Raw genomic sequence first — 24,397 nt, forward strand, 5'->3', positions numbered from 1 at the left:
TGCGCAGGCGGCAGACAATCGCCCTGCCTTCTTCACCTGAGGAGATCCCCCTTGAAGCTTTATTTCTCACCTGGCGTCTGCTCGCTGTCGCCGCACATCGTGCTGGAAGAATCCGGTCTGCCGTTCGAGACCGAGCAGGTCGACCTGCGCAAGAAGACCACGGCCAGCGGCGCCGATTACAGCGAAATCAACCCCAAGGGTTACGTGCCGGCCCTGGTGCTGGACAACGGCGTGCTGCTGACCGAAGGCCCGGCCATCGTGCAGTACCTGGCCGACCAGGTGCCCGACAAGCAGCTCGCCCCGGCCAACGGCACGCTGGCGCGCTACCAGCTGCAGAGCTGGCTGACCTTCATCGGCACCGAGGTGCACAAGAGCTTCACGCCTTTCTTCAAGCCCGACTCCACGCCCGAGATGAAGGATGCCGCGAGGGCCAACCTGGAACGGCGTCTGGGCTACATCAACACCGAACTGGCTGGCCGCGAATACCTGCTGCCCGAGGGCTACAGCGTGGCCGACATCTACCTGTTCGTCGTGCTGGGCTGGGCCCGGCTCATCAAGCTGGACCTGACCCCGTGGCCCCAGCTGCAGGCCTTCCAGGCCCGCGTGGGCGCACGCCCGGCGGTGCAGCGGGCGCTGAAGGCCGAAGGACTGGCGTAAGGCGGGCGCCGGGCCGTGCGCCCGGTTCCTATAATCCCTGGATCCGTGATTCCACAGGCCGGCACCCCATGGCGGGCGCCGGCCTGCTCTTGTCTTGGCGGCCCACCGCCCACGTCGTCCCATGAGCGCACACAACGAAACCCAGACCTACGACCCGCGTGCCGTCGAAGCCCGTGCCCAGCAGCACTGGGCCGACGCCGATGCCTATCGGGTCACCGAGGACACGTCGAAGAAGGCCTTCTACGCCTGCTCGATGCTGCCCTACCCCTCGGGCAAGCTGCACATGGGCCACGTGCGCAACTACACGATCAACGACATGCTCACGCGCTACCTGCGCATGAACGGTCACAACGTGCTGATGCCCATGGGCTGGGACGCGTTCGGTCTGCCCGCCGAGAACGCCGCGCTCAAGAACAAGGTGCCGCCCGCCGCCTGGACGTACGACAACATCGCCTACATGAAGAAGCAGATGAAGGCGATGGGGCTGGCGATCGACTGGTCGCGCGAGATCGCCACCTGCCAGCCCGAGTACTACAAATGGAACCAGTGGCTGTTCATCAAGATGCTGGAAGCCGGCATCTGCGAGCGCCGCACGCAGACGGTGAACTGGGACCCGGTCGACCAGACCGTGCTGGCCAACGAGCAGGTGATCGACGGCAAGGGCTGGCGCTCGGGCGCGCCAGTCGAGAAGCGCGAGATCCCCGGCTACTACCTGAACATCACCAAGTACGCCGACGAGCTCCTGAGCGCCGTGGCCAACCCCGAGGACAAGAACTACCTCGCCGGCTGGCCCGAGCGCGTGCGCCTGATGCAGGAGAACTGGATCGGCAAGTCCGAGGGCGTGCGCTTTGCGTTCGCGCACGACATCAAGGACGCTTCGGGTGCATTGATCAACAACGGCCAGCTGTGGGTCTTCACCACGCGCGCCGACACCATCATGGGCGTGACCTTCTGCGCCGTGGCGGCCGAGCACCCGCTGGCCCTGCACGCCGCTGCCACCAAGCCCGAAGTGCAGGCCTTCATCGACGAGTGCAAGACCGGCGGCACCACCGAGGCCGAGCTGGCCACGCAAGAGAAGAAGGGCGTGCCCACCGGCCTGTTCGTCACCCACCCGATCACCGGCCAGCAGGTCGAAGTCTGGGTCGGCAACTACGTGCTGATGTCCTATGGCGACGGCGCCGTGATGGGCGTGCCTGCGCACGACGAGCGCGACTTCGCCTTTGCGAAGAAGTACGGCATCGCGATCCAGCAGGTCATCGCCGTGGAAGGCGAAACCTTCTCGACCGAAGCCTGGCAAGAGTGGTACGGCGACAAGCTCAAGGGCGTGTGCGTCAACTCGGGCGAACTCGATGGCCTGGGCCACAAGGACGCCGTCAACAAGGTCGCCGAGATCCTCATCGCCAAGGGCGTGGGCGAGAAGAAGACCACCTGGCGCCTGCGCGACTGGGGCATCAGCCGCCAGCGCTACTGGGGCACCCCGATCCCCATCATCCACTGCGCCGACTGCGGCCCGGTGCCGGTGCCCGAGCAGGACCTGCCCGTGCGCCTGCCGGAAGACGTGGTGCCCGATGGCAGCGGCAACCCGCTGAAGTCGCGCCCCGACTTCCTGAACGTGGGCTGCCCGAAGTGCGGCAAGCCCGCCCAGCGCGAGACCGACACGATGGACACCTTCGTGGACTCGAGCTGGTACTTCCTGCGCTACACCTGTGCCGACAACCAAGGCGCCATGGTCGACGCCCGCACCGACTACTGGATGGCCGACGGCGGCATGGACCAGTACATCGGCGGCATCGAGCACGCCATCCTGCACCTGCTGTACGCCCGCTTCTGGACCAAGGTCATGCGCGACCTCGGCCTAATCAAGGTGGACGAGCCCTTCAAGAAGCTGCTCACGCAGGGCATGGTGCTCAACCACATCTACTCGCGCCGTACTGCCAAGGGTGGCAAGGAGTACTTCTGGCCCCATGACGTCGAGCACGTGATGGACGACGCCGGCAAGGTGGTGGGCGCCAGGCTCATCAACGCCGTCGACAGCGCCGACGGCCAGCTTCCCGTGGGCACCGCCATCGACTACGAAGGCGTGGGCACGATGTCGAAGTCGAAGAACAACGGCATCGACCCGCAGGAGCTGATCGAGAAGTACGGCGCCGACACGGCCCGCCTGTACACCATGTTCACCGCGCCGCCCGAGCTGACGCTGGAGTGGAACGACGCCGCCGTGGAAGGCAGCTACCGCTTCCTGCGCCGCGTGTGGAACTTCGGCGTGAAGCTGCGCAACCTCGACTTCGCCAGCACGCTGCCCGTCGCCGCGGGTGCCGGCAAGCTGGCCGACGTGGCCTTCGGCAAGGACGCCAAGGCGCTGCGCCTGGAGATCCACACCGTGCTCAAGCAGGTGGACTACGACTACCAGCGCATGCAGTACAACACCGTGGTCTCCGGTGCGATGAAGATGCTCAACGCGCTGGAAGGCTTCAAGGGCGGCGACACGCCCGATGGCCAGATCGCGCTGATCGAGGGCTTCGGCATCCTGGTGCGCGTGCTGTACCCGGCCACGCCGCACCTGGCGCACGCGCTGTGGAGCGAGCTCGGCTACGCCGAACAGCTGGGCGACCTGCTGGACACCCCGTGGCCCCAGGTCGATGCCTCGGCCCTGGTGCAGGACGAGATCGAGCTGATGCTGCAGGTCAACGGCAAGCTGCGCGGCTCGATCAAGGTCAGCCCGCAGGCCGACAAGGCCGCCATCGAGGCCGCCGCGCTGGCCAGCGAGGACTTCGCCAAGTTTGCCGAGGGCAAGCCGGCCAAGAAGGTCATCGTGGTGCCGGGCCGCCTGGTCAACGTGGTGATCTGATGGCAGCCCACCCCACTTCTGTCTCGCGCCGCACCTGGCTGGCTCGCTGGATGAGCCTGGGCCTGGGCGGCGTGGCGCTTGCCGGCTGTGGCTTTCGCATGCGCGGTCAGTACGGCATGGCCTTCCAGACCATCCAGCTGACCGGCTTTGCGCGCACCTCGCCGCTGGCCACCGAGCTGGCCCGCGCCCTCGAGAACACCGGCGTGCGCGTGGTGGGCAGCACGCTGGAAGCGGCCCAGGCCGCCTCCAGCGCCAGCGTGCCCGTGGGCCACATCGTCTTCGAAGCCCTGGGCGACACGCGCGACATGGTGGTCAGCTCCACCACCCGCTACGGCCAGGTCCGCGGCATGACGGCCCGCATCAAGCTGCGCTTTCAGGTGCGACGCAGTGACGGCAGCATCCTCGTGCCCGCCAGCGACATCGCCATGGCCAACGACCTGACCTACACCGAGCAGGACGCGCTGGCCAAGCAGGACGAGTCCGAAGCCTTGCAGAAGGCCATGCAGACCGACATCGTCAACCAGGTGCTGCGCCGCCTGGCCGCGATCGAGCCGGCCCAGCTGCCCTCGCCGCCCGAGCCGATGGCCGCCCCGCCGGAGGTCGACCGCCGCGTGCCGACGCCGGTCACGCCCTCGCGCGACAGCGCCCGCTGACCGCCGCCGCCCATGCAACTGCGCCACGACCAGCTCGCCGCCCACCTGCAGAAGTGCGGCGGCACGCTCAAGCCGGTCTACACCCTCCATGGTGACGAGGCCCTGCTGGTGCAGGAGGCGGGCGACGCCATCCGCGCTGCCGCGCGCGCCGCAGGCCACACCGAGCGCCAGGTGCACACGGTCAGCGGTGCACACTTCGACTGGTCCAGCCTGCTGGGCGCGGCCAGCGAGATGTCGCTCTTCGGCGACCGCCAGTTCATCGACATCCGCATCCCCTCCGGCAAGCCGGGCAAGGACGGCTCGCAAGCGCTGCAGCAGTACTGCGACACGGCCGCCGGCAACGACGCCGTCGTCACCCTGATCACGCTGCCGCGGCTCGACAAGACCCAGATGAGCAGCGCCTGGTTCACGGCGCTCGACGGCATCGGCGTGACCCTGCGCTGCGACCCGATCGAACGCAGCCAGCTGCCGGTGTGGATCGCCCAGCGCCTGGCCGCCCAGGGCCAGCAGGTGGAAGCCGGCGAGGCGGGCCAGCGCACGCTCGCCTTCTTTGCCGACCGGGTGGAAGGCAACCTGCTGGCCGCCCATCAGGAAATCGTCAAGCTGGGCCTGCTGCATCCGCCCGGTACGCTGACCATCGAGCAGATCGAGGAGGCCGTGGTCGACGTCGCGCGCTTCAACGTCTTCAAGCTCAGCGAAGCCGTGTTGTCGGGGCAGCTGCACCGCACGCTGCGCATGATCGACGGCCTGCAGGCCGAGGGCGAGGCGCCGGTGCTGGTGCACTGGGCGCTGGCCGACGACATCCTCGGGCTGTACCGCGCCCGCCAGGCGCTCGACGGTGGCAAGCCGCTGCCCATGGTGTTGCGCGAGCAGCGTGTGTGGGGCCCGCGCGAGCGCCTGTTCGAGCGCATCCTGCCGAAGGCCCGTCTGGGCACGCTGGCCCGCCTCGTGGCCAACGCCAGCATCGTCGACGGCATCGTCAAGGGCCTGCGGCACCCGCAATGGCCGGAAGACCCGTGGGACGCCCTGCGCCGGCTGGCGCAGCAACTGAGCCGCACCGTGGCGCCACCGGCCCGCGTCTGACGGCAGGCGGCCCCCTCAAGCTCGGGGGGCTCGCCAAGGAAAGCCCTGAGGGGCTGGCCAGCCTGCGCTGGCTACAGTGGATCGCACGGCATTCAACGCGCCGCCGCACCGGGGCTCGCCCCCGCTTTGCCCACGATCCGAGACGTACCGCCGTGAGCCACGCCGACGACTTCCAGGCCCTCAACCGCTCCGAGCACCTCTACTGGGCGTGCGAGGGCTATCTGGGCTCCATCCACCAACCGTATGTGCTGCGCTTCAACGGCCCGCTGGATCCGGCGCGGGTGCGCCAGGCGCTGCGCGAACTGACCAGCGCCTGCCCGCGCCTGCGTGGCGTCATGGAGCCCACCGCGTTCAGCCACGCGCTGCGCATCCTGCCCGACGACGCCCACATCGACGCGTTGCTCGACGACGCCTTCCAGGTGCAGCACGACGTGGATGGCACCTCGCGCACGGCGCTGCAGGCCTGGCACACGCGCCTGCTCAACGACCCGATGCCAATGGAGCGCGGCCTGCCCTGGCGCGCCCGCCTGCTGCCCCACCCCACCCAGCCCGTGCTGGCCTTCTCGGCCCACCACATCATTGGCGACGGCCGCTCGATGGTGCAGTTCGTGGGCGCGCTGGTGGCCCGGCTCAATGGCCACCCGATCCCGCCCATGCCGCTGCAGAGCGAGTCGATGGCGCCCGCCGTGCGCCCGAAAGCCTGGTGGCAGTGGCCCGCCAGCATTGGCCGCTTCGTGCGCCAGACCCGCGCCGACGCCCGCGAGGCGGCCGGCACCCGGGTGCTCGGCCTGGCCCGGCGCGCCTCGCCGCGTTTCACCACGTGCACCGTCCACCACCATGAGCTGGCCGCCCCGGCCGAGGCCATCAAGGCGCTCGCCAAGGCCCATGGCACCACCGTCAACACGCTGCTGCTGGGTCTGGTCGCCCAGGTCTTCCTGCGGCAGGCACCGGACGACCCGGCCGCACGCGCGGCGATCCGGCTGTCCGTCGACCTGCGTCGCCATTTCCCGGCTGGCCAGGCGCCGGAGATCGGCAACCACGTGCACTCCTTCGTGGTGCGGGGCCGGCGCCAGGATGACCTGCCTGCCCAGATGGCCTCGCTCGATGGCCAGGTGCGCGACCAGCTCGCCCGGTACGAACGGCGCGACTACGCGCTGCCCTTGACGGTGTACGAATGGCTGCCGCTGATGGGGCGCCGGCTCTACAGCCGCCTCATCGTGCAGGCCAAGCGGCGTCAACGATTTGCGCCCGTCAGCTGCCACCTCACCAACCTGGGCTCGGCCGAGTTCATCAACCCGAAGGACGCCACCCTGCGCGTCACCGAGTTCTGGCCAGCCACCGTGAGCACCGCCGTCCTGATCGGGACGCTGAGCCTTCAGGGTCGTCAGCTACTCACGGTCATTCATCAGAACGACGAGGTCGACGCAGCGGACGTGCGGGACTTCCTGGCGCGCCTGGATGCCGAACTGCTGCACACCCTGCAGACCCGCGCGGCCGCGTGAGCTTTCGCACGAACAGGCCCGTTTTGCTGGGTTTTCTGCCTACGTCAGGCACGTCAAGGATCGGTCAAGATGACCGATAACAGCAACAAGCCCTTACACCTGACGTCGCCGCATCATGTCCACCCGCACGCCCTGGTCTCCTCAGCCCGCCGGCCGCGCCCCGAGTGCGGCGCCGCCTTCCGCCGGGCAAGGCAGCCCGCACACGGCGGCAGCGGCCGACGGACACTGGCTTCACCGCGCCATGGCCGTGTGGGTGCGCGATGACGCACCGCACCCTGCGCCGCCCACCACGCGGCGCGGCCCCGGTCGCGCGCCCTGACACGCCCCCTGAAGCCCCCGGCCGGCATGCCCGCCATCCTGCGCAGTCTCCAGGCCCGCATCGTCGCGGTCTTCCTGGGTCTCATCGTCGCCATCCAGGTCGCGGCGTGGTGGGTGATTGACGAGCACATCGAGCGCAACGCCCGCAAGGACATCCACGCCGAGCTGCAGACCGCCCAGCGCGTGCTGGATCGCCTGCTGAAGCAGAACGACGACAACCTGAGACAGGCCACCGGCGTGCTGGCGTCCGACTACGGCTTCCGCGCTGCGATTGCCAGCGGTGATGCGGACACCGTTCAGTCGGCGCTGGCCAACAGCGCCGAGCGCGTCCAGGCCACCATGGCGGCCTACACCGATGCCGACTTCCGCCTGGTGGCCGCCACCGACCCGCGCGGTGCGCGCTTCGTGCAAGCCATCGAACGCTACGCACGGCGCAATCACGAAGGCCAGGCCGACACCTCGCTGTTCGAGGTGATCGCCGGGCAGCCCTACCAGATCGTCGCCGTGCCGGTGCGTGCGCCGGCGGTCATCGGCTGGGTGGGCATGGCCTTCGCTGTGGGCGACACCCTGCTGCAGGACGTGAAAAGCCTCTCCGGCCTGGACGCTGCGCTGATGCAGAAGCAGGCCGACGCGCCATGGCACACGCTGATGTCGACCCGCCAGGCCGCGGAGTTGCGCGCGCTGGGCACCGCCTGGCAGCCCGAGGCCGCCGACTTCGATGTGCGGCGGCAGGAACGCCACCGCACCGTGCGCCTGAACGGGGCCGAGTTCGACACCCGGGCCGTGCCCCTGCCGGGCGTGGAGGGCCCGGCCGCGGTCAGCGCGCTGCTCATGCGGTCGGTGGACGAGGCGCTCGCACCCTACGAGGCGCTGCAGGAAGTCCTGTTGGGCCTGTCGCTGCTGGGGGTCGCTGTGTTTGCCGTCGGCAGCGTCATCACGGCGCGCCACATCACCACGCCGCTGCGGGTGCTGTCCAAATCGGCGCGCCGGCTGGAACAGGGGCATTACGACGACGCAGTGACCCTGCACAGCCGCGACGAGATCGGCGAGCTGGCCCAATCCTTCGAGACCATGCGGGTGGCCTTGCAGGTGCGTGCCCGCGAGGTGCGTCGCCTGGCCTATGAAGACCACCTCACCGACCTGCCCAACCGCGAACAGTTCCGGCTCGACCTGCGCGCCGCGGTGGAGGCGACGGCCGCCACCGGCGAGCCCTGCGCCGTGCTCATGCTCGACCTCGACCGCTTCAAGCACGTCAACGACGTGCTGGGCCACCGCTTCGGCGACCGCCTGCTGCGCGCCGTGGCCGAACGCCTGCGGCACAGCGTGCTGTACGGCCGCCACGCCGTGCTGGCCCGCCTGGGGGGCGACGAGTTCGCCATCCTGCTGCCCGGCCATGGCGCCACCGAGGCCCAGGCCGTCGCGGCGGCCATCCTGGCGGCCTTCGAGCACCCCATGACGCTGGACGACCACACGGTGGACCTCGGGGCCGGTATCGGCATCGTCGTGTGCCCCGAACACGGCCGTCAGGCCGACGAACTGCTGGCCCGCGCCGAGGTGGCGATGTACGCCGCCAAGCAGCGCCAGGCGGGGGTCATCACCTACCAGGCCGGCCTCGACTCGGGCAGCCAGGAATCGCTGACCCTGCTGGGCGAGCTGCGCCACGCGGTCGATCACGGGCAACTGCGCCTGTTCCTGCAGCCCAAGCTCGACCTGCGCACGGGCCGGGTGGTCGGCGCCGAGGCCCTGATCCGCTGGCTGCACCCGGAACGGGGCATGGTGCCGCCGATGCGCTTCATTCCCTTTGCCGAGCAGACGGGCTTCATCCGCGTGCTGAGCATGTGGGTGCTCGAAGCCGTCGCCGATGCCGCACAGGCACTCGCCGCCCGGGGCCACACGCTGAAGATCGCCGTCAACCTGTCGACGCGCGATCTGATGGACCAGGAGCTGCCCGCCAAGATCGAATCGCTGCTGGCGCGCCACGCCATCGACCCGGCGGGGCTGGTGCTCGAGATCACAGAAAGCGCCATCATGGACGACCCGCAACGCGCCCTCGGCACGCTCGACCGTCTGCATCAGATGGGCCTGAAGCTGTCCATCGACGACTTCGGCACCGGCTACTCTTCACTGGCCTACCTCAAGCGCCTGCCGGTCGACGAACTGAAGATCGACCGCTCCTTCGTGATGAACATGGAGAGCGATGTGCAGGACGCCAAGATCGTGCGCTCGACCATCGACCTGGCGCACAACCTGGGCCTCACCGTGGTGGCCGAAGGCATCGAGAGCGTGAAGGCGCTGCGCATCCTGGCCAGCCTGGCGTGCGACGAGGCTCAGGGCTATTTCATCGCCCGGCCGATGCCCGCCGACGAGTTCGCCGACTGGCTGGCCGCCTGGACGCCCCCTGACCTGCGGCTGGAAACCAGCCTGCTCGAACCGACCGTCGTGTCCTGAGCGCCCCGCTCAGCGCAAGGCGGCCGCCAGGGCCACGTAGGCCTCGGTCTGGTCCGCGGGCAAGCCCAGCACCGGCTGGGCCGGCGTCTGCCCGGCCGCCACCCAGGCGCTCACCCGCTCGGCCTGCACGGCCAGCAGGCGCTGTGCATCCCCCAGGCGGGGCAGCACGGGCCCGGCAAACAGCACGCGCCCCTGCCACGCCACCATCAGCGTCGGAAAGGTCTCGACGTCGATGTCGCCCACCAGATCGGCTTCGTCCTCGATGTCGATCCAGCGATAGCGGTGGCTGGGCGCGCCCTGCTGCAAGGCGGCAAACAGGGCTTCGTACTCGCGGCAGGTGCCACACCAGGCGGCACACAGGCAGACAACATCAAGAACGGGCGCGGCAGACATGCCCGAGATTCTGGCCGCAAAACCGACCGGCCGCCCGGTCACGCTTGCTTACCGATCCGCCTGGTGCAGGGCCGCCCCCCGGCGGTATGCTTTCCCGACAAGGCGCCCCCATCCGGGTGCGCTGCCCTCCCCTCGAGACAAGGAAGTGCCATGAACAAGCAGAAGAAGTGGGTCGCCTGGATGGTGGCCGCCGCCCTGAGCCACACCGCCGGCCTGCAGGCCGCGCACGCGGGCCTGATCGCCACCGAAGCCGTCGCCGGCCAGGCTGCACAGGCCGAGTCCGCCCAGCGCCGCGCCCATGTGCTGGCCACGCTGGAGCGCGCCGACGTCGCCGAGGCCCTGGCCGCCAAGGGCGTGAACCTGGATGACGCCCGCGCCCGCATCGCGTCGCTGACCGACGCCGAAGTGGCCCACCTGGCCGACACGCTGGACACCGCCCCCGCAGGGGCCAGCGACGTGCTGGGCACCATCGTGTTCATCTTCCTGATCCTGCTGGTGACGGACATCCTCGGCCTCACCAAGGTCTTTCCCTTCACCCGTTCGGTGCGCTGATCGGCGTGCATGCAGGGCAGGCCCGCCAGTGGCCGCGGCTCGCACGGGCCGCGGCCACGGCAATGGTGGCGCTCGGCCTGACGGGTTGCGGCACGCTGGCCGGCTTTGAAGCGCGACAGACCGAGGCGGTGCTGGCGCAGCCGCCTGCCGACCTGCCCCGCCGCTTGAACCTCACAGCGGTGCCGTTCTTCCCGCAGACGGCGCTGCAATGCGGCCCGGCGGTGCTGGCGACGCTGCTTCAGCACACCGGCCGGCCTGTGAGCCCGGACACGCTGGCACGCGCCGTGTTCGTGCCCGGGCGCGGCGGCAGCCTGCAGCTCGAGATGCTGGCGGCCGGGCGCGCGCACGACGCGGTGTCGACCCTGCTGCCGCCCCGGCTCGCGGCCGTGCTGCGCGAGGTGGCCGCGGGTCACCCGGTGGGCGTGCTGCTCAACCTGAGCCTGCCGATCGCGCCGATGTGGCACTACGCCGTGGTGGTGGGCTACGACCTCGACCAGCGCGAGATCCTGCTGCGCTCGGGCGAAACACGCGAGCAACGCCTGCCGCTGGCCACCTTCGAACACACGTGGGCCCGCTCGCGGCACTGGGCCTTCGTGGCCCTGCCGCCCGGCGAACTGCCCGCGACGGCAGAACCCGCCGCCGTGCGCGACGCGCTGCTCGGCTTTGGCCTGGTGGCGCCCCCTGCGCGGGCCGTGACAGCCTGGGAGGCCGCCGTCACCCGCTGGCCCGACGACCCGGTGCTCGGTCTGGGCCTGGGCAACAGCCATGTGACTGCCGGCGACCTGCCCCGTGCAGCCGCCACCTTTGCCGCGGTGGCCCAGCGCACCGACAGTGCCGCCGCATGGAACAACCTCGCCGCCGCCCGTCTGCAGCTGGGTGACCTGCCCGGCGCCGAGGCCGCGGCCCAGCGCGCCGTGCAACGCGCCACCGAGGCCGAACCCGCCTGGCGCGAGGCCGCGCTGGCCACACAGGCCGAGGTCGCCGCCGCCGTGCGGGCTGCCGCCCGCTGAGGCTTCACGCGCCTTCGAGCCGGATCCAGGTCGTCTTCAGCTCGGTGTACTTGTCGAGCGCATGCAGCGACTTGTCCCGCCCGTTGCCCGACTGCTTGACGCCGCCGAACGGCACGGTGATGTCGTCGTCGTCGTACTGGTTGACGTGGACCGTGCCGGCCCGCAGCGCACGCGCCACGCGGTGAGCGCGGTCGAGGCTGCGGCTCCACACGCTGGCCTGCAGGCCATAGGACGAGTCATTGGCCAGGCTCACGGCCTGAGCTTCATCGGCAAAGCGGATCACGCTGAGCACCGGCCCGAAGATCTCCTCGCGGGCGATCGCCATGTCGTTGCGCACGCCATCGAACACCGTCGGCTCCACATAGTGGCCGCCGGTTTCGGCCAGGGCCTGGCGCCCGCCGGCCAGCAGCCGCGCGCCCTGCGCCACGCCCTGCGCGATGTAGCCCGTCACCGTGCGCAACTGCCCCTCGTCGACCAGCGCGCCCATCACCGTGGCCGTCGACAGCGGATCGGCCGGCTGGTAGCGCGGCGTGAGCGCCACGATGCGCTCCACCACCGCGTCGGCAATGGCCTCGTGCACCAGCAGGCGCGACGGTGCGTTGCAGGACTCGCCCTGGTTGAAGAACAGGCTGCCCGCCACCGTGGCCGCGGCGCGGTCCAGGTCATCGAAGTCGTCGAACAGCAGCACGGCCGACTTGCCTCCCAGTTCGTTGAACACGCGCTTGAGGTTGCTGCGGCCGGCGTACTCCAGCATCTTGCGGCCCACGCGGGTCGACCCCGTGAAGCCCAGGGCGTCGACGTCCATGTGCAGTGCCAGCGCCTCGCCCGCCTCGTGCCCGTAGCCCGGCACGACGTTGAACACGCCTTCCGGCACACCGGCCTTCAGCGCCAACTCGGCCAGCCGCAGCGCCGTCAGCGGCGATTTCTCCGAGGGCTTCAACACCACGCTGTTGCCGCACGCCAGCGCGGGGCCCAGCTTCCAGGCGGCCATGATCATCGGGTAGTTCCACGGCACGATGGCGCCCACCACCCCCACCGGCTCGCGCTGGATCAGCGCCAGTGCATTGGCCGGTGTCGGCGCGATTTCGTCGTACACCTTGTCGATGGCCTCGGCATACCAGGCGATGCAGCGCGCCGCGGCGGGCACGTCCACGCTGAGGCTGTACTGGATGGGCTTGCCCATGTCGAGCGTTTCGAGCAACGCCAGCTCGTCCTTGTGCTGCGTGATCAGCTCGGCAAAGCGCAGCAGGATGCGCTTGCGCACGGCCGGCGCCTTGCGCGCCCAGCGGCCGTCGTCGAAAGCGCGGCGTGCGGCGCGCACCGCGGCATCCACGTCCGCCTGCTGGCCCCGCGCCACGGTCGTCAGCAGCCGCCCGTCGATCGGCGAATGGCAGGCAAAGGTCTGGCCGTCGGCCGCGGCCACACGTTCGCCGCCGATCAGGGCGCGGCCGTCCAGTCGGGCTTCGGCCAGCAGCGCATCGGCACGGTCGCGCCACAGGCGGGCGCTGGGGGTCGGGGGGCTCGTCGTCATCGGGTTCGCTCCTGGGTCCACGCTGCCCCCCACTCTATCCAATCCGGCGGCCGCGTCCACACCCTGCAGCCAAGCCCCCGCGCTTGCGCCACAATGCCCTGGTCCGCACAGGGAGGGATGTCATGCCGGTGATCGTGGTCGCCAATCCGAAAGGGGGCGTGGGCAAGTCCACGCTGTCGAGCAACATCGCGGGGTACTTCGCACGGCAGGGCCACGCCGTGATGCTGGGTGACGTCGACCGCCAGCAGTCGTCGCGCCTGTGGCTGCGGCTGCGCGCCCCCGAGCTGCCGCGCGTCGTGACATGGGACATCTCCGCCGACCACATCGCGCGGCCGCCCAAGGGCACGACCCACGTGGTGCTCGACACGCCGGCCGGCCTGCACGGCAAGGGGCTGGATGCGGTGATGAAGCTGGCCGACAAGGTGATCGTGCCGCTGCAGGCCAGCCTGTTCGACATCTACGCCACGCAAGACTTCCTGGCCGCGCTGGCCCGCAAGGGGCACGCGGAGGGCAAGCAGTTCGGCGTGGTCGGCAACCGCATCAAGGACCACACCAAGGCCACCGAGCACCTGCGCACCTTCCTCGGCACGCTCGACATCCCGCTGATCACGCTGCTGCGCGACACGCAGAACTACGCCCACCTGGCCGCCCACGGCCTGAGCCTCTGGGACGTGCCGGCCGCCAAGGTCGAGAAAGACCTGGCGCAGTGGGCCCCGCTGATCGACTGGCTCGGCACCCGCTGAGCGGGTCGTCTGGCGTCGTCCTTGCTTGGCGTCACACCATGGTCACACCTGCATCCCGTCCCGTCCGCATGTCACAGCCTGCCATGTCGCTGCCGCCCCATGCACCGTCGTACTACGCAGCCTCCGGCCTGCCTCAGCCGGCACGGCCCCCGTTGCAGGGCGCGGTCGAGGCCGACGTCTGCATCATCGGCGCCGGCTACACCGGGTTGTCCACGGCCCTGCACCTGGCAGAAGCCGGCCTGCGCGTGGTGGTGCTGGAAGCCGCCCGGGTGGGATGGGGCGCATCGGGCCGCAACGGTGGCCAGCTGGTGCACAGCTACTCGCGCGACATCGATGTGATCGAGGCCCGGCACGGTCCCGAAGCGGCGCGGGCCCTGGGGGCCATGGCCTTCGAAGGGGCCGCCATCATCAAGGCCCGCATCGCGCAATACCAGCTGGACTGCCACTTCCAGCCCGGCGGGCTGTTCACCGCGCTGACCGCCCGGCAGGTGCGCCAACTTGAAGCGCACCAGGCGCTGTGGGAAAGGCTGGGCCACCGCGAGCTTGCGCTGCTCGATGCCCGCGAGACCGAGGCCGCCGTGGGATCGCGCCGCTACCGCGCCGGCCTGCTGGACCGCAGTACCGGCCATGTGCACCCGCTGCGCCTGGCCCAGGGCGAGGCCATGGCCTTCGAGTCGCTCGGTGGGGTCATCCATGAGGGCACGGCCGTCACCCGCATCGACCGGGGCGAACCCGCCATCGTCCACACCGCGCAGGGCCAGGTGAAGGCCCGCTTCGTGGTCGTGGCCTGCAACGCCTACATCGGCCAGCTCGAACCCCAGCTCGCTGCCCGCGCGATGCCCTGCGGCACCCAGGTGATTGCCACCGAGCCGCTCGGTGACCGCTTCCCCGAGGTGCTGCCGTCCAACTGGTGCGTGGAGGACTGCAACTTCCTGCTCGATTACTTCCGCCTGTCGGCCGACCGGCGGCTGCTGTATGGCGGTGGTGTGGTCTATGGCGCCCGCGACCCGGCGCACATCGAGGCCGTCATTCGGCCCAAGCTGCTGCGAACCTTTCCGCAACTGCGCGACGTGCGCATCGACCACGCCTGGACCGGCAACTTCCTGCTGACGCTGTCCCGCCTGCCGCAAGTGGGCCGCCTGTCGGACAACCTTTACTTCTCGCAGGGGTGCTCGGGCCACGGGGTGACCTTCACCCACCTGATCGGCCGGGTGCTGGCCGAGGCCATCCGCGGCCAGGCCGAGCGCTTCGACGCCTTTGCCAGCCTGCCGCATCTGCCCTTCCCGGGCGGGCGGCTGTTCCGCGTGCCTTTCACCGCGCTGGGCGCGCTGTACTACGACCTGCGCGACCGGCTGGGCATCTGATCAGAAGGTTTCCCAGTCGTCGTCCGACGGCGCGGTGGCGGCCACGGGCCGGGCGGGCGCGGCAGACACCGGGGGCGCCGCGGCAGGCCGGGCGGGCGAGCGAGCCGGCCCCTTGACCCCGTCGGTCAGCACGGGCGCCCTGGCCGCCTGGGCCACCGCTTGCGTGGACGCAACCGGCTGGGTGCCGGCACGAGGCGCAACCGCGCGGGGCGTCACGCGGGATGCCTGCGGCGCAACCGGGGCGACAGCCGCGGGCAAGGCCGCCATCGCGCCCGCCCCGCCATCCAGCCGGAACACCGCCACCGCGTCGACCAGCTGCCGCGCCTGCTGTTTCAGGCTTTCGGCCGCGGCCGCGCTTTCCTCGACCAGCGCGGCGTTCTGCTGCGTCGCCTGGTCCATCTGCGACACCGCCTGGCCCACCTGGCTCACGCCGGTGCTCTGCTCGGTGCTGGCGGCGCTGATCTCGGCCACGATGTCGCTGACGCGGCGGATCGCATCGACGATCTCCCCCATGGTCTGCCCGGCCTGGTCGACCAGCGTGGTGCCCTGATCGACCTGTTGCAGGCTGTCGGTGATCAGCGTCTTGATCTCGCGGGCGGCACTGGCGCTGCGCTGGGCCAGCGCCCGCACCTCGCCGGCCACCACGGCAAACCCGCGGCCCTGCTCGCCGGCCCGCGCAGCTTCCACGGCGGCGTTCAGCGCCAGGATGTTGGTCTGGAACGCGATGCCGTCGATCACCGAGATGATGTCGCCGATCTTGCCGGAGCTCTGCTGGATGCCGCGCATGGTGTCCACCACCTGCCCCACCACCTCGCCACCGCGCTGCGCCACGCTCGACGCGCCCGATGCGAGCTGGTTGGCCTGGCGCGCGTTGTCGGCGTTGTGGCGCACGGTGCTGCTGAGCTGGTCCATGGTGGCCGCCGTCTGCTGCAGGGCCGCGGCCTGGGTCTCGGTGCGCTGGCTCAGGTCGAGGTTGCCATGGGCGATCTCGCTGCTGGCGGTCGCCACGCTCTCGGCGTTGCCCCGCACGCGGCCCACCACGGCCACCAGCCGCTCCTGCATGTCGTGCAGCGCGCGCAGCAGCACGCCGGTCTCGTCGGCCCGTGCCGTCTCCAGGCGGCCTGTCAGGTCGCCCGCGGCCACGCGCTGGGCAGCCTTCACGGCTTCGTGCAGCGGCGTGGTGATGCTGCGCGTGATCAGCCACGACACCGCACCGCCCAGCAGCAGCGTGAGCACGCCGAGCGCCCACAGCAGCTTGGCGCTGGCCGCGTTCAGCGTGGCAATGTCCTTGGCCCGGTGGTCGATCTCCTCGCGCTGCAGCGCCTGCAGGGCCTGCATGCCACCCAGGTAGGCCTTGGCCGCCGGCATGAAGTGCTGGTTCAGGTCGGCGCCCGCCTCATCGACGCGGCCGGCCTTCTTGTGCTCGGCAATGCGGTCGCGCACCGCGATGAACTGCTTGCGATGCGTCCCGACCTCGCCGAAGACCTCACGCTCGCGCGGCGTGGCCAGCAGGGCCTCGATCGACTTCTGATAGTGGCTGGATGCCTTGCTCGCCTCGGCCACATCTTCGGCAAAGAACGCAACCAGCGACGGGTCGCTGCTGCGCGCGATCGCGGCGGTCCGTCGCACGCCGGCGTTCACGTTGGCGTACCAGTCGCTGACGAGGCGCTCCTTGGCCAGCGGGGTCTGCATCATGTCGGCCGTCTCGCGGGCCGTTTCGTGCAGACGCCACAGGCCGATGCCGGTGGTCAGGACGCAGAGGAAGAGAACGAGGGCAAAGCCCAGGGCCAGTCGCTGACCGATGGACAGACGTGACATACACACTCCAGAAGGTGCAGCCACGTGCCCACGCGGAAAGGACGGTTCCTGCCGTGGTCCGGCTGCTGCGTGTGACATCGGTCAGAACGCAGCCAACTTGAACGGCCCGGCACCCGCTCGTGCCGGAGTGCTCAGAAACTGACGACGACCGCCGTGCCGAAGAGCTGGTTGCTCTTCTTGTAGTCGTTGGACTTCGTGTCGATGAACACCGGGCCGGACGCCCAGTCGTAACGGTATTCGAACTTGAACAGCGTGTTGAGGTTGAAGGCGTAGTTCAGGCCGAGGCTCAACGCACCGCGGTCGACGCCGCGGGCGCCGCCGTTGGCCGCCGCCCAGGTGCCATCGTCGCCGCGCACCATCGCCGAGCCAATGCCGTTGAACGGATCTGCCACCGCATAGGTCAGCAGGCCGCCGCCGTTCTTGCCGTTCCAGATGTAATCAGCGCGCGCAGCCAGTTCGAGCCAGGGTTCGATCTTGTAGGCGAACAGGCCCGAGACGCCGGACCAGTAGGCATCGCGCAGACGGCCCGTTTCGGGATCGGGCGTGATGGACGCTTTCAGTTGTCGCCCGAACGACAGCTGGCCCTGCAACGTCAGTGGGCCGCGGATGAAGTAGGCATCGAACTCGAAAGTGTCGACGCGGGAATCGCGCTGGGCGATGGGCTGCTCGGCCGACTCGACCACACCCGTGATCGGATTGAGCACACTCACCGTCTCCTTCGCGCTCTCCGAGAAATTCGCCGCCCGCCCATGAATCCCCGCAAACCCGAAGCCCTGGAACTCGCCCTTCGCATAGTCCACCCGATAGGCCAGCACCGGCGTCTTCTCATTGGGCTGCCGCCGGCTGGCCGCCATGTTGCCCACCACGGCCTTGGTCAGCCACTTGCCGCGCAGGATCTCGAAGCCCGCCCCGGTGTAGGACGCCGGCAGCGTGGTGTCGAACAGCAGGTTGTGCGTCACGAACTTGTTGAGCGTGGGCTGCAGCATCTCGTAGCCCGACCAGTCCGGGATGTGCCCGGCAATGAAGCGCGTCTGCAGGTCGGTGATGGGCACCGACACCGAGGCCTCCTGCACCGGCGAGCTCGTGCCTTCCGACACCGCCTGCGTGCTGCGCTGGGGCACCAGCGTCAGGCGCCAGCGTGCACCGCTGTCGGTCTCCTTGATGAAGTCGAGCGCCACCGTGCCGATGTAGGACGTGTCGTAGTAGTAGCCCCCCTCGTCCACCGGGTTGAGGAACTGGAAACCCGCCCGGTGCTGACGCTGGTTGAAGACCCAGGTCGGGTCCATGTAGCCGCCGATCTTCAGGCCCTTGAAGCCGAGCATGTCGCGCGAGTCTTCCAGCGCCTCGGCCTTCACGGCGATGCGGTTGAAGTCCTGCAGCTGCTCGGGCGTCATGCCCGGAGCCGGCGCGGCCGCCGCCGCTTCGGCCTGCTTCGTCTCCTGCGCCTCGAGCTTCTTTTCCAGCTCGGCCATGCGCGCCTTCAGCGCCTTGAGCTCCTGCAGCAACTCGGCGTTCGACTGCGCGGCCGCCGGCAACGGAAAGGCCGCCGCCAGGGCCAGCGCCAGCGCGGTGGCAGCCGGCCAGGCGCGGCCGGGACGGGTCGCAGGGGATGAGGACACGGTGTTCATGGGGCTGGGCTCCTGGTGTCGTTGCAATCGGTTGTGCTTGTGAGGGAGAAGGGATCGCATGGGCCCGCCTCAGCCGTGGGCCGCGTTCGCGATGTCCTGCTGCCGGCGCCGCTCGACGCGGGCCAGCGCATAGCTGCCGCCCACCACCGCCAGCGCCACCACGGCAATCACCACCGTGGCCACCGCGTTCACGCTCGGGTCGACACCCAGCCGCGCACGCGAGAAGATCACCAGCGGCATCGTGGTCGAGCCCGGGCCGGACAGGAAGGCCGCCAGCACCACGTCGTCGAGCGACAGCGTGAAGGTCAGCAGGAACGCCGAGGCCAGCGACTGCGCGATCATCGGCAGCGTGACCAGAAAGAACACCTGCGCCGGCCGTGCGCCCAGGTTGAGCGCGGCCTCTTCCAGCTGCGGGTTCAGCGTCTGCAGCCGCGCCTGGATCACCACGGTGGCATAGGCCAGCCCCACCAGCAGGTGGCCCAGCCAGATCGTCACCATGCCGCGCTCGGGAAAGCCCAGCCAGCGCTGCAGCGACACCAGCATCAGCAGCAGCGACAGCCCGACGATGACCTCGGGCATCACCAGCGGCGCGTTGATCATGCCCACCATCAGCGTGCGCCCGCCAAAGCGCTTGAAACGCACCAGCGCCAGTGCGGCCAGCGTGCCCAGCACCACCGCCGCGCAGGCCGTGAAGAAGGCGATGCGCAGCGACAGCCACAGCCCCTGCAGGATCTCGGTGTCATCGGCCAGCTTGGCGAACCAGCTCAGCGTGAAGCCACCCCACACCGAGGGCAGCGGCGACGCGTTGAACGCATACACCACCAGCATCACGATGGGCAGGTACAGAAACGCGAAGCCCAGCGCCAGCCAGGTGCGCGACACCCAGCGGCCCCGGCGCAGGTAAGAAGGCACCGCCTCGCTCATCGCCCGCCCTCCTGCGCTTCGGCCTGCACCTTGTTGAACCACGCCAGCGGCACGATGATCAGCAGGATCATCACCACCGCCACGCTCGAGGCCATGGGCCAGTCGTTGTTGGCAAAGAACTCGTCCCACAGCACGCGGCCGATCATCAGCGTCTGCGGCCCGCCCAGCAGCTCGGGGATCACGAACTCGCCCACGCACGGGATGAACACCAGCATCGAGCCCGCCACGATGCCCGCACGCGACAGCGGCACCGTCACCTTCCAGAACGCGACCCACGGCGTGGCACCCAGGTCGTAGGCCGCCTCCAGCAGCCGCAGGTCCATCTTCGACAGGTTGGCGTACAGCGGCAGGATCATGAACGGCAGGTAGGTGTAGAGCATGCCCAGCACCAGCGAGAACGCCGTGTTCAGATACTGCCCGGGCCCGGGGATCAGGTCGAGCGCCATCAGCAGCTGGTCGGCGTGCACCGCGTTGAGCGCCATCGCGGCCCAGCCGCCCTCGCCCAGCAGGCCTTTCCACGCATACACGCGCAGCAGAAAGCTGGTCCAGAACGGCAGCATCACGGCCATCACCAGCGCCGGCTGCACGCTGCGGTCTGCCCGCGCCATGAAGTAGGCAAAGGGGTAGCCGATGGCCAGGCACAGCACGGTCGTGATCGCGGCGTACTTCAGGCTGTTCAGGTAGGTCAGGAAGTACAGCTCGTCCTGCGTGATGAACAGGTAATTGCCCAGCTTCAGGCTCAGCTGCAGCACGCCGTCCTTCCAGGTGATCAGGTCCTTGAAGCTCACCACCTCCATCTCGGAGACGCTGATCTTCATCACGATCAGGAAGGGCAGCAGGAAGAACACCAGCAGCCACGCATACGGCACGCCGATCAGCGTGCGATCCCGCCAGTTCAGCTTGGGGTGATGGGCCATCGCCTTCGCCTTACTGCGTCAGCACCACCTGGGCCGACGGGGCCCAGCTGGCATGGGCTTCGTCGCCCCAGGTCAGCGCGTCGTCGACGTGGCGCTGCGTGTTGCCCTGGCTCACCTTCAGCACGGCCCCGCTGGGCAGGGCCAGGTGGTACACCGTGCTGTCGCCGAAGTACACAATGTCCTTCACCGTGCCCTTGACCATGTTCAACGGCCCCGCGGGCTCGCCGGCCTGGGGCTCGGGTGGCCGCTTGCCGATGCGGATCTTCTCGGGGCGCAGCGCCACCGTCACCGCCATGCCCTCGTGGCCCGTGATGCCGTGGCCCACGAAGTGCCGCACATCGGCGCAGGCCACCTCGCAGTGGTCGGCCTCGTCCACCACCAGCGTGCCGTCCATCAGGTTGACGTTGCCGATGAAGTCGGCCACGAAGCGCGTCGACGGCGTCTCATACACCTCGTGCGGCGAGCCCACCTGCAGGATGTGGCCCTCGCTCATGATGCCGATGCGGCTGGCCATGGTCATGGCCTCTTCCTGATCGTGCGTCACCATCACGCAGGTCACCCCGACCGACTCGATGATGTTCACCAGCTCGATCTGCGTCTCTTCGCGCAGCTTTTTGTCGAGCGCACCCAGCGGCTCATCCAGCAACAGGAGCTTGGGCTGCTTGGCCAGGCTGCGCGCCAGTGCCACGCGCTGCTGCTGCCCGCCCGAAAGCTGATGCGGCTTGCGCTGCGCAAACTTCGTCAGCTGCACCAGCTTCAACATGGCCTCCACCCGCTCGGCCATCTGTGCACGCGGCATGCCTTCGCGCTTCAAGCCGAACGCGATGTTGTCCCACACACTGAGGTGGGGAAACAGCGCGTAGCTCTGGAACATCATGTTGATCGGCCGCTCGTACGGCGCCAGCCCGGCCAGGTCCTGGCCGCCCAGCATCAACCGCCCCGACGTGGGCGCATCGAAGCCCGCCAGCATCCGCAGCAGCGTCGTCTTGCCGCAGCCGCTCGAGCCCAGCAAGGCGAAGATCTCACCCTGCCGGATCGCCAGCGACACGTTGTCCACCGCCCGGAAGCTGCTGCCATCCGGGCTCACGAAGTCCTTCACCACCCGGTCGATGACCAGGTAGCCCTCCCCTGTCCTGCTGTTCATTGTTCTTACAGACCGGTCTTGAAGGACGTGTAGATGCGCGTCATCTGGCGGCGGATGTCGTTGTTCAGCGCCTCGGGCTGGGCCATCTTTTTCATCTCGGCCTCGGGCGGGAACACCGCCGGGTCGTTGGCCACTTCGGGCTTGATGAACTTGCGCGAGGCCAGATTGGGGTTGGCGTAGAACACCTTGTTGCTCAGGCCCGCATGCACCTCGGGGCGCAGGATGTAGTTGATCCACTTATGGGCGTTCTCGGGGTGCGGCGCATCGGCCGGAATCACCATCGAATCCATGAAGATCACGCCGCCGGTCTTGGGCGTCAGCGTCTGGATGTGCTGCCCCGTCTTGCCCTCGATCGCGCGGTTCTTGGCGATGTTGATGTCGCCCGAGTAGCCGAACACGGCGCACAGTTGCCCGTTGGCCAGGTCGTTGATGTAGCCGCTCGAACTGAACAGCGTCACGTAGGGCCGGATGGACTTCAGCAGCGGCGGAACGGCCTGGTAGTCGGCAATGTTCTTCGAGTACGCCGGCTTGCCCAGGTAGTGCAGCGCCGCCGGGATCACTTCGGTGGGCGAATCCAGGAAGGACACGCCACAGCTCTTGAGCTTGCCGATGTACTCGGGCTTGAAGATCAGGTCCCAGGCGTTGTCGGGCATGGGCGTGCTGCCCAGTGCGGCCTTGACCTTGTCCACGTTGATGCCCACCGTGGTGTAGCCCCACATCCAGTTGACCATGTACTGGTTGCCCGGGTCGAGCCGGCCGAGCTGCGCCAGCATCGCCGGATCCAGGTTCTTCCAGTTCGGGATCTTGCTCTTGTCGATCTTCTGCAGCAGCCCGCCATCGGCCTGCAGCTTGCCCCAGTACGACGAGGGCACGACGACGTCATAGCCCGTCTTGCCGGCCACCAGCTTGGCGTGCACGATCTCGTTGTTGTCGAACACGTCGTAGCGGACCTTGATGCCGGTTTCCTTCTCGAAGTTGGCGATCGTGTCCGGCGCGATGTAGTTCGACCAGTTGTAGATGTTGAGCACCTTCTCTTCCTCGGCGTGGGCGCCCAGGGCCGCCGCCATGCCGAAGGCCAGGCCACACGTCAGCCGGGTCAGGGAAGGCATTGCACTCATCTTCAGGTTCATGGTGATCGTCTCCAGCGCGGGGCCGCGAACAGGTTCAGGTGCGCACCCGGACGGGTGCATCGGTTCAAGTCGAAATTGTGACGCGCCGATGTGGTGCGAGCGCCGCAGGGCGCCCCCTCACACATGCAGCAGCAGGTGCTCGCGCTCCCACGGCGAGATCACCTTCATGAATTCGGCGTACTCCACTTCCTTGATCTCGGTGTAGACCGTGACGAACTCGTGGCCCAGCACCTCGGCCAGGTCGGCTTCATCGCGCAACAGGGCCAGCGCCTCACCCAGGCTGCGGGGCAGGCCGTAGTCACCGAGGTAGGCATCGCCCCGGCATTCGGGCGCCGGCTCGATCTGCTTGACCATGCCGAGGTAGCCACAGGCCAGCGTGGCCGCCAGCGCCACATACGGGTTGGCATCGGCGCCGATCACGCGGTTCTCGATGCGGCGCGAGGCCGGCGTGGCCACGGGAGATCGGAAGCCCACCGTGCGGTTGTCCGAGCCCCACTGGATGTTGATGGGCGCTGCGGTGGCCCGCACCAGCCGGCGGTAGCTGTTCACATAGGGCGCCATCAACGCCATGGCCGCGGGCACATAGCGCTGCAGCCCGCCGATGAACCAGTGAAACGCCTTCGACGGGCTGCCGTCCGGGTTGCTGAAGATGTTCTGCCCGGTGGCCGTGTCGACCACGCTCTGGTGCACGTGCATGGCGCTGCCCGGCTCGTTGGCCATGGGCTTGGCCATGAAGGTGGCGTACATCTCGTGGCGCAGCGCCGCCTCACGGATCGTGCGCTTGAAGAAGAACACCTCGTCGGCCAGGCCCAGCGGGTGGTCGTGAAAGAAGTTGATCTCCATCTGCCCCGCGCCCACCTCGTGGATCAGCGTGTCGACGTTCAACTCCATCTTCTCGCAGTAGTCGTAGATGTCCTCGAACAGCGGATCGAACTCGTTGACCGCGTCGATGGAGTAGGCCTGCCGCGAGGTTTCGGCCCGACCGCTGCGCCCCCGGGGCGGCCTCAGCGGCATGTTGGGATCGGTTGACCGCTCGATCAGGTAGAACTCCAGCTCGGGCGCCACCACCGGCGACCAGCCCTTGTCGGTGTAGAGCTGGCACACACGCCGAAGCACCGAGCGGGGCGCGTACGGGATGAGGTTGCCCTCGCGGTCGAAGCAATCGTGGATGACCTGCGCGGTCGGGTCGGACGCCCACGGCACGATGCGCACCGTCGCCGGATCCGGCTGCAGATGCATGTCGCGGTCGGTCGGCGTGATGACGTCGTAGTACGGTCCGCTGGCCGGAAACTCGCCCGTCACGCCGATGGCCACGATGCCCTCCGGCAGGCGCATGCCACGGTCTTCGGTGAACTTCTCGCGCGGCAGGATCTTGCCGCGCGCCACCCCCGTCAGATCGGGGACGAGGCATTCGATTTCGGTGACGCGCCGCTCGTTGAGCCAATGCTCCAGATCGCTGAAGCTGCCGGGTAGCTTGCCTTGCATCAGGTCCTCGGTGGATGGGGGCGGGCCGGTTGCCCGGCAGCCAGCCGGGGTGCTCGCAAGGCCCGTACCAGGGTGCATGCAAAGCCAGTGTGCCAAACGGTCAAACCGTGTCAAGCCGCACGGCACCGGGGCCCTCGTCACATCGGACACAACTTCTTGCACTTTTGCAGGGCACACGGGGCCCCCAGGCGGGGGCCCGTTCGTGGTGCGCGACGGCTTTTGCGCTACCGTCGCCGGATGACCAGCCCG

The 24,397-nt window shown here is 69.0% G+C and carries 20 protein-coding genes; 11 read left to right on the forward strand and 9 right to left on the reverse strand.

What is annotated here, in order from left to right; all coding sequences use genetic code 11:
- Positions 1-51: 51 nt before the first annotated feature.
- From gstA to DEH84_RS16825, 7 genes are all read left to right on the forward strand, one after another.
- The gene (gstA, locus tag DEH84_RS16800) at positions 52-657 is read left to right on the forward strand and encodes a glutathione transferase GstA (protein ID WP_109038013.1); all 606 of its coding nucleotides are present in this window, start codon (positions 52-54) and stop codon (positions 655-657) included.
- Positions 658-778: 121 nt separating this feature from the next.
- Entirely contained in the window at positions 779-3,505 is a 2,727-nt protein-coding gene (gene leuS / locus DEH84_RS16805; protein ID WP_109038014.1) for a leucine--tRNA ligase, read from the forward strand.
- Entirely contained in the window at positions 3,505-4,158 is a 654-nt protein-coding gene (locus tag DEH84_RS16810; protein WP_109038015.1) for an LPS-assembly lipoprotein LptE, read from the forward strand. The genes leuS and DEH84_RS16810 overlap by 1 nt, the downstream gene beginning before the upstream one ends.
- Before the next feature lie 12 nt (positions 4,159-4,170).
- Positions 4,171-5,241, forward strand: a complete 1,071-nt coding sequence (holA, locus tag DEH84_RS16815) for a DNA polymerase III subunit delta (protein ID WP_109038016.1) — start codon at positions 4,171-4,173, stop codon at positions 5,239-5,241.
- A gap of 152 nt (positions 5,242-5,393) precedes the next feature.
- Positions 5,394-6,743 carry a condensation domain-containing protein gene (locus DEH84_RS16820; protein WP_159099018.1) on the forward strand — a complete coding sequence of 450 codons (1,350 nt, stop codon included), beginning with the start codon at positions 5,394-5,396 and terminating at the stop codon, positions 6,741-6,743.
- 115 nt (positions 6,744-6,858) lie between these two features.
- Positions 6,859-7,062 (forward strand): hypothetical protein, encoded by a 204-nt coding sequence (locus DEH84_RS19195; protein WP_159099019.1) that lies wholly within the window; start codon positions 6,859-6,861, stop codon positions 7,060-7,062.
- A 26-nt stretch (positions 7,063-7,088) separates the two neighbouring features.
- On the forward strand, positions 7,089-9,509 hold the full coding sequence (locus DEH84_RS16825) for a putative bifunctional diguanylate cyclase/phosphodiesterase (protein WP_109038017.1): 2,421 nt from the start codon (positions 7,089-7,091) through the stop codon (positions 9,507-9,509).
- A 9-nt stretch (positions 9,510-9,518) separates the two neighbouring features.
- Here the strand turns inward: DEH84_RS16825 and DEH84_RS16830 are convergent, their stop codons facing one another.
- Positions 9,519-9,902, reverse strand: coding sequence for a thioredoxin family protein (locus tag DEH84_RS16830; RefSeq protein ID WP_109038018.1), 384 nt, complete (start codon positions 9,900-9,902; stop codon positions 9,519-9,521).
- Positions 9,903-10,052: 150 nt separating this feature from the next.
- Between DEH84_RS16830 and DEH84_RS16835 the strand changes: the two genes are divergently transcribed.
- The gene (locus DEH84_RS16835) at positions 10,053-10,454 is read left to right on the forward strand and encodes a PA2779 family protein (protein WP_109038019.1); all 402 of its coding nucleotides are present in this window, start codon (positions 10,053-10,055) and stop codon (positions 10,452-10,454) included.
- A gap of 5 nt (positions 10,455-10,459) precedes the next feature.
- A complete protein-coding gene (locus DEH84_RS16840) occupies positions 10,460-11,464 on the forward strand; it encodes a PA2778 family cysteine peptidase (RefSeq protein ID WP_159099020.1) in 1,005 nt (334 codons plus the stop codon).
- A 4-nt stretch (positions 11,465-11,468) separates the two neighbouring features.
- Here DEH84_RS16840 and DEH84_RS16845 read toward each other — a convergent pair whose 3' ends face one another.
- Positions 11,469-12,995, reverse strand: coding sequence for an aldehyde dehydrogenase (locus DEH84_RS16845; RefSeq protein WP_109038021.1), 1,527 nt, complete (start codon positions 12,993-12,995; stop codon positions 11,469-11,471).
- A gap of 122 nt (positions 12,996-13,117) precedes the next feature.
- Between DEH84_RS16845 and DEH84_RS16850 the strand changes: the two genes are divergently transcribed.
- Positions 13,118-13,738 carry a ParA family protein gene (locus DEH84_RS16850; RefSeq protein WP_109038022.1) on the forward strand — a complete coding sequence of 207 codons (621 nt, stop codon included), beginning with the start codon at positions 13,118-13,120 and terminating at the stop codon, positions 13,736-13,738.
- A gap of 68 nt (positions 13,739-13,806) precedes the next feature.
- Positions 13,807-15,102 (forward strand): NAD(P)/FAD-dependent oxidoreductase, encoded by a 1,296-nt coding sequence (locus DEH84_RS16855; RefSeq protein WP_281262555.1) that lies wholly within the window; start codon positions 13,807-13,809, stop codon positions 15,100-15,102.
- Here DEH84_RS16855 and DEH84_RS19665 read toward each other — a convergent pair whose 3' ends face one another.
- From DEH84_RS19665 to DEH84_RS16890, 7 genes are all read right to left on the reverse strand, one after another.
- Positions 15,103-16,920: a methyl-accepting chemotaxis protein gene (locus tag DEH84_RS19665; protein ID WP_109038024.1), complete on the reverse strand. Its 1,818-nt coding sequence runs from the start codon at positions 16,918-16,920 to the stop codon at positions 15,103-15,105.
- A 131-nt stretch (positions 16,921-17,051) separates the two neighbouring features.
- The gene (locus tag DEH84_RS16865) at positions 17,052-18,548 is read right to left on the reverse strand and encodes a DUF3138 family protein (protein WP_109038025.1); all 1,497 of its coding nucleotides are present in this window, start codon (positions 18,546-18,548) and stop codon (positions 17,052-17,054) included.
- A gap of 69 nt (positions 18,549-18,617) precedes the next feature.
- A complete protein-coding gene (locus tag DEH84_RS16870) occupies positions 18,618-19,472 on the reverse strand; it encodes an ABC transporter permease (RefSeq protein ID WP_109038026.1) in 855 nt (284 codons plus the stop codon).
- Positions 19,469-20,389 carry an ABC transporter permease gene (locus DEH84_RS16875; protein WP_109038027.1) on the reverse strand — a complete coding sequence of 307 codons (921 nt, stop codon included), beginning with the start codon at positions 20,387-20,389 and terminating at the stop codon, positions 19,469-19,471. The genes DEH84_RS16870 and DEH84_RS16875 overlap by 4 nt, the downstream gene beginning before the upstream one ends.
- 10 nt (positions 20,390-20,399) lie before the next feature.
- A complete protein-coding gene (locus tag DEH84_RS16880) occupies positions 20,400-21,533 on the reverse strand; it encodes an ABC transporter ATP-binding protein (RefSeq protein WP_109038028.1) in 1,134 nt (377 codons plus the stop codon).
- Between the two features lie 5 nt (positions 21,534-21,538).
- Positions 21,539-22,642, reverse strand: coding sequence for a polyamine ABC transporter substrate-binding protein (locus DEH84_RS16885; protein ID WP_425428973.1), 1,104 nt, complete (start codon positions 22,640-22,642; stop codon positions 21,539-21,541).
- Between the two features lie 138 nt (positions 22,643-22,780).
- The gene (locus DEH84_RS16890) at positions 22,781-24,148 is read right to left on the reverse strand and encodes a glutamine synthetase family protein (protein ID WP_109038029.1); all 1,368 of its coding nucleotides are present in this window, start codon (positions 24,146-24,148) and stop codon (positions 22,781-22,783) included.
- Between the last annotated feature and the right edge of the window lie 249 nt (positions 24,149-24,397).

Source organism: Aquabacterium olei (genome assembly GCF_003100395.1).
Lineage (GTDB): Bacteria > Pseudomonadota > Gammaproteobacteria > Burkholderiales > Burkholderiaceae_C > Aquabacterium > Aquabacterium olei.

What these genes read in the sequence shown, in the direction of transcription:
- DEH84_RS16885 (WP_425428973.1), bottom strand. Translation starts at nt 22,642, where the DNA reads ATGCCTTCCCTGACCCGGCTGACGTGTGGCCTGGCCTTCGGCATGGCG.
- DEH84_RS16890 (WP_109038029.1), bottom strand. Translation starts at nt 24,148, where the DNA reads ATGCAAGGCAAGCTACCCGGCAGCTTCAGCGATCTGGAGCATTGGCTC.
- DEH84_RS16865 (WP_109038025.1), bottom strand. Translation starts at nt 18,548, where the DNA reads ATGAACACCGTGTCCTCATCCCCTGCGACCCGTCCCGGCCGCGCCTGG.
- DEH84_RS16880 (WP_109038028.1), bottom strand. Translation starts at nt 21,533, where the DNA reads ATGAACAGCAGGACAGGGGAGGGCTACCTGGTCATCGACCGGGTGGTG.
- DEH84_RS16835 (WP_109038019.1), top strand. Translation starts at nt 10,053, where the DNA reads ATGAACAAGCAGAAGAAGTGGGTCGCCTGGATGGTGGCCGCCGCCCTG.
- DEH84_RS16850 (WP_109038022.1), top strand. Translation starts at nt 13,118, where the DNA reads ATGCCGGTGATCGTGGTCGCCAATCCGAAAGGGGGCGTGGGCAAGTCC.
- DEH84_RS16825 (WP_109038017.1), top strand. Translation starts at nt 7,089, where the DNA reads ATGCCCGCCATCCTGCGCAGTCTCCAGGCCCGCATCGTCGCGGTCTTC.
- DEH84_RS19665 (WP_109038024.1), bottom strand. Translation starts at nt 16,920, where the DNA reads ATGTCACGTCTGTCCATCGGTCAGCGACTGGCCCTGGGCTTTGCCCTC.
- DEH84_RS19195 (WP_159099019.1), top strand. Translation starts at nt 6,859, where the DNA reads ATGTCCACCCGCACGCCCTGGTCTCCTCAGCCCGCCGGCCGCGCCCCG.
- holA (WP_109038016.1), top strand. Translation starts at nt 4,171, where the DNA reads ATGCAACTGCGCCACGACCAGCTCGCCGCCCACCTGCAGAAGTGCGGC.
- DEH84_RS16810 (WP_109038015.1), top strand. Translation starts at nt 3,505, where the DNA reads ATGGCAGCCCACCCCACTTCTGTCTCGCGCCGCACCTGGCTGGCTCGC.
- leuS (WP_109038014.1), top strand. Translation starts at nt 779, where the DNA reads ATGAGCGCACACAACGAAACCCAGACCTACGACCCGCGTGCCGTCGAA.
- DEH84_RS16870 (WP_109038026.1), bottom strand. Translation starts at nt 19,472, where the DNA reads ATGAGCGAGGCGGTGCCTTCTTACCTGCGCCGGGGCCGCTGGGTGTCG.
- DEH84_RS16845 (WP_109038021.1), bottom strand. Translation starts at nt 12,995, where the DNA reads ATGACGACGAGCCCCCCGACCCCCAGCGCCCGCCTGTGGCGCGACCGT.
- DEH84_RS16830 (WP_109038018.1), bottom strand. Translation starts at nt 9,902, where the DNA reads ATGTCTGCCGCGCCCGTTCTTGATGTTGTCTGCCTGTGTGCCGCCTGG.
- DEH84_RS16875 (WP_109038027.1), bottom strand. Translation starts at nt 20,389, where the DNA reads ATGGCCCATCACCCCAAGCTGAACTGGCGGGATCGCACGCTGATCGGC.
- DEH84_RS16855 (WP_281262555.1), top strand. Translation starts at nt 13,807, where the DNA reads ATGTCACAGCCTGCCATGTCGCTGCCGCCCCATGCACCGTCGTACTAC.